Origin of the sequence: Bradyrhizobium sp. CSA207 (assembly GCF_029051685.1) — a bacterium.
In the GTDB taxonomy this organism is placed as follows: Bacteria; Pseudomonadota; Alphaproteobacteria; order Rhizobiales; family Xanthobacteraceae; genus Bradyrhizobium.
In genome coordinates this window covers 39,177-47,145 of sequence record NZ_JAACFT010000051.1, presented here as the reverse complement: position 1 = coordinate 47,145, position 7,969 = coordinate 39,177, and the positions used below count along the sequence as shown (strand labels likewise).

General features: G+C 62.5%; 4 protein-coding genes and 1 pseudogene. 2 read left to right on the top strand and 3 right to left on the bottom strand.

All coding sequences use genetic code 11. The features are described from left to right. Positions 1-145 precede the first annotated feature (145 nt). Positions 146-466 carry an iron-sulfur cluster assembly accessory protein gene (locus tag GWG65_RS36745; RefSeq protein ID WP_275200292.1) on the bottom strand — a complete coding sequence of 107 codons (321 nt, stop codon included), beginning with the start codon at positions 464-466 and terminating at the stop codon, positions 146-148. A gap of 315 nt (positions 467-781) precedes the next feature. Between GWG65_RS36745 and GWG65_RS36740 the strand changes: the two genes are divergently transcribed. Together GWG65_RS36740 and GWG65_RS36735 are read left to right on the top strand one after the other, a co-directional pair. Beyond that, on the top strand, positions 782-1,372 hold the full coding sequence (locus GWG65_RS36740) for a hypothetical protein (protein WP_148740535.1): 591 nt from the start codon (positions 782-784) through the stop codon (positions 1,370-1,372). Positions 1,373-1,765: 393 nt separating this feature from the next. Next, positions 1,766-1,965, top strand: a pseudogene (locus GWG65_RS36735) (hypothetical protein); the annotation flags it as partial. Positions 1,966-2,058: 93 nt separating this feature from the next. Here the strand turns inward: GWG65_RS36735 and GWG65_RS36730 are convergent. Both GWG65_RS36730 and gltB read right to left on the bottom strand, forming a co-directional pair. Continuing rightward, positions 2,059-2,268, bottom strand: coding sequence for a hypothetical protein (locus tag GWG65_RS36730; RefSeq protein ID WP_187435963.1), 210 nt, complete (start codon positions 2,266-2,268; stop codon positions 2,059-2,061). Between the two features lie 876 nt (positions 2,269-3,144). Continuing rightward, positions 3,145-7,872, bottom strand: coding sequence for a glutamate synthase large subunit (gltB, locus tag GWG65_RS36725; RefSeq protein WP_275200289.1), 4,728 nt, complete (start codon positions 7,870-7,872; stop codon positions 3,145-3,147). Between the last annotated feature and the right edge of the window lie 97 nt (positions 7,873-7,969).

The window sequence follows — 7,969 nt, the reverse complement described above, 5'->3', positions numbered from 1 at the left end:
GGGAGCGGGACTCGGCCGCACTCATCGAGCACGGCGCGGATAATCCGCTCGCGATCGAAGGCTCAACAGTCAAAGACTGGTTCGTTGGCTCATCCTTCAGGCCCATGTTCGATGTTCTTCCATTGCGGAATCGTCCGAACGCGGCTCACCTGCACGATTTGCCGCAGGAGCAGCTCGATTTGGCATTTGGGTTATCGAAGCGAAATCCTGATCCTTCGAGCGAGACCACGAAATCGATCGTGGTGCCGCTCAGATGCGCTCGGCTCGCGTTGTCGACGAAGACTTTAACCCCGCCTTGTTCGAACACGGTCTCCTCGGAGCTCGGCTCATGAGCAAGATCCATCTTGTATGTGAACCCTTGACAGCCGCCACCTTCGACCGTGATCCGCAAACCGCTTGCGGCCTGCGTCGTCGAGGCGATTGCAGCCTTCAGTATGCTTATAGCGCTATCCGTTAGGTTGATCATCTCTGGCTCGCTCTCAAGTCTTGTCGCAAGGCACGATTCGCAAATCCCATGCCAGTCGAGATACAGCTGAACACAGTTGGTTTTGCGGGCGCCGACCAGTCGATTTGCGACCTGTCGGGTTTGCGACAGGCGGTTTTCCAGCGTCCCGACGTCATCCGGCCGAGACCTCATGACGGTGCCAGCACGTATCCATGCACATAGCGCCAAGCCGCCGCTTACGCCGCAGAGATAGCGGGACGGCAAACAACTTGCATGAGTGTAGCGGACGTCGCATTGCGCGACGCATGCACACCAGGCATTGATGAGGAGCCCTCCATGACGTCGATCGACAACACCGCTCTTGGCCCGTTGGACAAGGAGGGGCGGTTACTGAATGCGGTGCTTAAGAGTGAAACAACGAAGTCGGGGCGATTTGGATTCCGGGGCGACATCGCGCTGAAGTTCCAAGCCCAGCTCGCCGACGAAAAACGACCGCCGGACTATTCCATCGAACAAGTTCTTGCGATTGCGCAGGAAGGCGAACCGACCATCCCAGTCCTTGCCGGATATTTGCATTCCCTGGCGTATCTACCCGAGGCCGCAAAGGTGCTGGATGGCAGGCTGAGCCCCAAAGGCAGCTATTTCATCTTCTGCAACAACATTGATCTGCTCGCGAAGTACCGGATCAAGATAGGCGACATCACCTTCCGCATTCTGCCTTGCGACGAATCAACTGTGTGGAAGGAGATGATGGACCTCGCCGGCGTCGACAAGAATGACATCAAGACGCTCGGTACGGCCGGTAGGCTCGACTACTTGCTCGACGCGGCCAAGGACATCGATGGATCATACACCGAGATCTCATACGAGGACGGCTTGGCCAAAATGGAGCCGGTGAAGAACAGAGGCGAAAACCGCCCCGTCTGAGGCATCGCCTCAGACCCCCCTCGCCAGCTCGACGAGTCTGCCGCAGAGAGAGTCACTGCACCCAGAGTGAGTCGCTGTACCGCTTCGCCTGGGACTGGCTCTGACAAACCCTCGTGATGGACTTCTCGGCGTACGTTTGGGAGATCACACGGCCGCTCTGCTAATCGTGTGTTGGCCATGAGTACTGTCGTCAATTACACCGAGGGGGCGGCTGGCCGCGAGGGTCCGGCTGACTGCGTCCATCGGGATCCGAACATTCCAAATGATGATCGGCTCATGATCGCGGTCATATTTCAGAGGGCTGATCGACGGTGTATGGATCAGCTTTGGCGTTGTGCTCCAGGCCTTTGCCGGCCTGAGCGGCGCTGAGATGTCGCGCGAGGAGCGATCACTATGCTGATGTTCGAGGAAAGACCGCCGGCGATCGGCACGCTCAGCGGCTGGGCGAGCTCCGTGCTGCGGAAAGCCGGCGCCATCCTCGAGTGCGAGGAGCACGGCTGGACGCAGGACCGCGCCGACCCGCATGCGCGCCAGGAGGCGAAGCTGTCGCTGAACTGGTGGAGGTGCTGGACTCGATCGGAGATACCTGCCCGAGTGCCCGCCGCTATAATCAACAGCACGCGCTAGAGGTCGAGCAGGCGGGTGGATTTCTCCTTCAGCCTCGGCTTCGGCCATCCGCGGCGTCCTTAAGGATTGCTCACGAAGGTTGCTGTTTCGATGCGGAGCAGATCGAGCGAGGCAAACGGGATCAAGGCTAGCAAGCACCAGAAGAAATAGAAAGATGCGACCGCTTCATAGGGCGCTATCGAGCCGACCGTGTCGGATGACAGCTTGGCCGCAGCGCGCTTCATCCTGTAAGCAGTGAAGTCGATGATTGTTGCCGAGGTCTCTGTCATCTGATTCGTCCACTCACTCTTGAAAGCGTCACGCCTAGGTCCATGATCGCAGCAGAACTATTCTGCCGGCGTCCATCTTTGCGAGAGCACGGCCGCCGCAGCTACAGCTAGTCGGGTACCACGCATCAAGCTGTTCGCAAGAAGCGAAGCCATTTGTGGTCGGCCTCGCGCCGCGCGTTGAAGCGGTTGACGCATTTCCTAGAACAAAGCGCCGTTTTCCAGCAGTAGCAGCGGATAAGCCCTAATCTTCCACCGCATACCGCGCAGAACCTCGCTGACCCGTGGTCGGAAGCATGATAGTCATTGCGCATTCTCGCCTTCCTGTCGGCGTTACCTGGAATCTCCCCATGCATCTCCCATTTCCGCGACACGGCGCACGCACTTCAACTGCGGGTCGCCAATTGCGATGCTTGCGGCATGTACGGACCACCGGCGCCAGAGTGTGACTCTGGTGTGCGCCTCCCTGGCAAGCGGCGCGCGCTATTCCAAGCGCCTTCGTCGGGATTGCCTACAGTAAGCGACAATTGATCTTGATTGATGCAATCAGCAGCGCAGTGACGATCAAATCATGCGTCTTTTTGTCGATCTTCGATGGACTTCAACTGACTAGGCGACGGCGAGCGTATAGCAGCCCTCACCTGCCGTCGTGCAACCCTCACTGTCATTGCGCTCCAGGGGCCCCGATCCCGTACCTTCCTCAGAACGACGCGTGGGGACGTCAAAACGATCTCGCGTGATCACCCGGCAGGAACGTCTCAGCCGGCCCTACCTCGTCAGGATCTGCTTCGGGTTGCGCTGGCGGACGCGTGTGGAAGCGCTATTAGCGCTATATCTGCCCATCTTCGGGCGCGTGCGGTGTTCGGTACGTCAGTGGTACTATCTCAGGCTCCCGAGCTCGGCGTCCGCGTTAGCAGCCATTTCGCGCAGCGCGCGCCGGTACTCGACCGGCATCACCTTGCGGAATTTGGGCAGCCAATCCTTCCAATTGGCAAGGATGTCGGCGGCGCGCTTGGAGTCGGTCGCCTTGGCGTGGCGCGTGATCAGGACGTGCAGCCGCTCGACGTCGGAATCGAGCAGGTTGTTGAACACGTCGACCCCGCCATGCGCCTCGAGGTCACCGGCGTGATGATAGGTACCGGCGTTGATCAGCTCTTCGGACAGCACCGGCTCGAGATCGACCATCAGGAGGTTGCACAATCTGTCGAAATCGCCGGTCTCGTCCAGCACATAGGCGATGCCGCCGGACATACCGGCTGCGAAGTTGCGCCCGGTCTTGCCGAGCACGACCACGATGCCGCCGGTCATGTATTCGCAGCAATGATCGCCCGCGCCCTCGACCACGGCGACCGCGCCGGAGTTGCGCACGGCAAACCGTTCGCCGGCGACGCCGCGGAAGTAGCACTCGCCCTGGATCGCGCCGTACATCACGGTGTTGCCGACGATGATGCTCTCTTCCGGCACGATGCCGCTGTTCTTCGGCGGCTTGACGATGATCTTGCCCCCGGAGAGGCCCTTGCCGACATAGTCGTTGGCTTCGCCCTCGAGCTCGAAGGTGACGCCTTGCGCCAGCCACGCGCCGAACGCCTGGCCCGCGGTGCCCTTGAGGCTGACATGGATGGTGTCATGCGGCAGCCCAGCATGGCCGTAGATCTTGGCGACCGCACCCGACAGCATCGCGCCGGCGGAACGGTTGGTGCTGTTGATCGCGGCCTCGATTCTGACCGGCGCGCCGCGGTCGAGCGCGGGCTGCGCCTTCTCGATCAGCGAGCGGTCGAGCACCGCTTCCAGATGATGGTTCTGGCGCTCCGAATGGTAGATCTTCTGGCCCTTCTCTTCCTTCTGGCGGACGAAGAGCTTGGAGAAGTCGAGGCCCTTGGCCTTCCAGTGCGCCACCAGCTTGGTTTGGTCGAGCAGCTGGGTCTGGCCGATCATCTCGTTGAAGGTGCGGAAGCCGAGGTTCGCCATGATCTCGCGGACTTCTTCCGCGACGAAGAAGAAATAGTTGATGACGTGCTCGGGCTGGCCGGTGAAGCGTTTGCGCAGAACCGAATCCTGCGTCGCGACCCCGACCGGGCAGGTGTTGAGGTGGCACTTGCGCGTCATGATGCAGCCGGCCGCGATCAGCGGCGCAGTGGCGAAGCCGAACTCGTCTGCGCCCAGTAGCGCCCCGATCACGACGTCACGCCCGGTGCGGAAGCCGCCGTCGACCTGGACCACGATGCGGCTGCGCAGCCGCTCGCGCACCAGCGTCTGGTGGGTTTCGGCCAGCCCAATCTCCCAAGGGCTGCCGGCATGCTTGATCGAAGTCAGCGGCGAAGCGCCGGTGCCGCCCTCGAAGCCCGCAATGGTGACATGGTCCGCATGCGCCTTGGCAACGCCCGCCGCCACCATGCCGACGCCGATCTCGGAGACGAGCTTGACCGAAACCGCGCCGTCCGGGTTGACGTTCTTGAGGTCGTAGATGAGCTGCGCCAGATCCTCGATCGAGTAGATGTCGTGGTGCGGCGGCGGCGAGATCAGGCCGACGCCCGGCGTCGAGTGCCGGACTTTTGCGATGGTGGCGTCGACCTTGTGGCCGGGCAGCTGGCCGCCTTCGCCGGGTTTGGCGCCCTGCGCCACCTTGATCTGCATCATGTCGGAGTTGACGAGATACTCCGTGGTGACGCCGAAGCGGCCCGAGGCGACCTGCTTGATCGCCGAACGCATGCTGTCGCCATTCGGCAGCGGCTTGAAGCGATCGACTTCCTCGCCGCCTTCGCCGGTGTTCGACTTGCTGCCGATCCGGTTCATGGCGATCGCAAACGTGGTGTGCGCCTCGCGCGAGATCGAGCCGAAGCTCATCGCGCCCGTGGCGAACCGCTTGACGAGGTCCTTGGCCGGCTCGACCTGGTCGAGGGCTACAGGCTTGCGCTTCTCTTCCTCGGCGCTCTTGACCCGGAACAGGCCGCGCAGCGTCAACAGGCGTTCCGACTGCTCGTTGAGGATCTTGGCGAAGTCGTGATAGTCTTTCAGCGAATTGCCTCGCGCGGCGTTCTGAAGCAGCCTCACCGACTTGGCGGTCCAGGCATGGTCCTCGCCGCGGCTGCGATAGGCGTATTCGCCGCCGACATCGAGCGCGGTCCTGTAGACCCGCGCCTCGCCGAACGCGTCGGCATGACGGCGCACGGCCTCTTCCGCGATCTCGGCAAGGCCCACGCCCTCGACGCGGGTATGCGTGCCGGCGAAGAATTTTCCGACGAAGTCGGCCTTGAGGCCGACGGCGTCAAAGATCTGTGCGCCGCAATAGGATTGGTAGGTCGAGATGCCCATCTTGGACATCACCTTGAGCAGGCCCTTGCCGATCGACTTGATGTAGCGCTTGACGATCTCGTAATCGTCGAGCGAGCCGGGCAGGCGGTCCTTCATCGCGATGATGGTCTCGAACGCGAGATAGGGATTGATCGCTTCGGCGCCGTAGCCGGCGAGGCAGGCGAAATGATGCACTTCGCGCGGCTCGCCGGATTCGACGACGAGGCCGACCGAGGTGCGCAAGCCGGTGCGGATCAAATGGTGATGCACGGCGGCGCAGGCGAGCAGCGACGGGATCGGGACGCGGTCGGTATCGACCATGCGGTCGGACAAGATGATGATGTTGACGCCTTCGCGCACGGCGCTTTCGGCGCGCGCGCAGAGCTCATCCAGCACCTGGTCCATGCCGGCCGCGCCGAGACCGGCGTGGAAGGTGGTGTCGAGCGCGCGCGACTTGAAGTGGGTTTCGGCCACGTCGGAGATGGAGCTGATCTTTTCGAGATCCGCGTCGGTCAGGATCGGCTGACGCACTTCAAGACGCTTGGTGGTGGCCATCCCCTGGAGGTCGAACAGGTTCGGCCGCGGTCCGATGATCGAGACCAGGCTCATCACGAGCTCCTCGCGGATCGGGTCGATCGGCGGATTGGTGACCTGGGCGAAGTTCTGCTTGAAGTAGGTGAACAGCGGCTTGGCCTTGGCCGACAGCGCCGAGATCGGCGTGTCGTTGCCCATCGAGCCGACCGCTTCCTCGCCAATCGAGGCCATCGGCGTCATCAGGATGGTGATGTCTTCCTGGCTGTAGCCGAACGCCTGCTGGCGATCGAGCAGCGACAGGTTGGAGCGAACGCCGGTGGTCGCAACCTTCGGCAGCTCCTCCAGCACGATCTGGGTCCGCTCCAGCCACTCCTCGTAGGGATGACTCCGGGCGAGCTCGGCCTTGATCTCGTCGTCGGGAATCAGGCGGCCCTGTTCGAGGTCGACCAGCAGCATCTTGCCGGGCTGGAGCCGCCACTTGGTGATGATCTGGTCCTCGGGGATGGTCAGCACGCCCATCTCGGACGCCATCACGATGCGGTCGTCCTTGGTGACGAGATAGCGCGCCGGCCGCAGGCCGTTGCGGTCGAGCGTGGCGCCGATCTGACGGCCGTCGGTGAAAGCGATCGCGGCGGGGCCGTCCCACGGCTCCATCAGCGCGGCATGATATTCGTAGAAGGCGCGGCGCGTCTCATCCATCAAGGGATTGCCGGCCCACGCCTCCGGAATCATCATCATGACGGCGTGCGGCAGCGAGTAGCCGCCCTGCACCAGAAATTCGAGCGCGTTGTCGAAGCAGGCGGTGTCCGACTGTCCTTCGTACGAGATCGGCCAAAGCCTGTTGATGTCCTTGCCGTAGAGGTCCGAGCTCACGGAGGCCTGGCGCGCCGCCATCCAGTTGACGTTGCCGCGCAGCGTGTTGATCTCGCCGTTATGCGCGATCATGCGGTAGGGATGCGCTAGCGACCAGGTCGGCAAGGTGTTGGTCGAGAAGCGCTGATGCACCAGCGCCAGCGCGCTCTCGAAATCCTTCTCGTGCAGATCGGGATAGTACTTGCCGAGCTGGTCGGCGAGGAACATGCCCTTGTAGATCACGGTGCGACAGGACATCGAGCAGGGGTAGTAACCGGCACGTCCGCGGTCGCGGCGCTGGTAGATCGCCTGCGAGATCGACTTGCGCAGGATGTAGAGCCGGCGCTCGAACTCGTCCTCGGTCCTGGCGGTGCCGTTGCGGCCGATGAACACCTGCATGCAGGCGGGTTCGGTCGGCTTCACGGTGACGCCCAGTGAGGAATTGTCGGTCGGCACGTCGCGCCAGCCGAGCAGGGTCAGGCCTTCTTCCTTGATCTGGTCGGCGATGATGCTCTTGATGACGTTGCGCCAGGCGGTGTCGCGCGGCATGAACAGCGCGCCGATGGCGTATTCGCCGGGGTCGGGCAGCGCGAAGCCGAGCTCTTTGGCCTTGCGGGCGAAGAAGGCGTGCGGGATCTGCACCAGGATGCCGGCGCCGTCGCCGGCGAGCGGGTCGGCACCGACTGCGCCGCGATGCTCGAGGTTGCAGAGGATGCTCAGCGCGTCCGAGACGATCTCGTGAGACTTCTTGCCCTTGATGTTGGCGATGAAGCCGACGCCGCAGGAATCCTTTTCCAGGCTCGGATCGTAAAGGCCTTCAGCCGGCGGACGCGAACTGTGTTCCTGAATCGGATCGGTCGTTTTCGAGGCGACCGTCGCCGACAGCTCTTCTGCCACGATGTTTGCGCGCTCGAATTGCGACCCGTTCATGTCCTCGTCCTCTCCATGCGGCAAGCTGCCTCACCGCTATCTTCGGCGCACCTTGGGCGTTCCGCGGCACCCGCTTCTGGGTCACCGCTCGTCCGCT

Coding starts and splice junctions, on each gene's coding strand:
- GWG65_RS36745 (WP_275200292.1), bottom strand. CDS start 466: ATGATCAACCTAACGGATAGCGCTATAAGCATACTGAAGGCTGCAATC.
- GWG65_RS36740 (WP_148740535.1), top strand. CDS start 782: ATGACGTCGATCGACAACACCGCTCTTGGCCCGTTGGACAAGGAGGGG.
- GWG65_RS36730 (WP_187435963.1), bottom strand. CDS start 2,268: ATGACAGAGACCTCGGCAACAATCATCGACTTCACTGCTTACAGGATG.
- gltB (WP_275200289.1), bottom strand. CDS start 7,872: ATGAACGGGTCGCAATTCGAGCGCGCAAACATCGTGGCAGAAGAGCTG.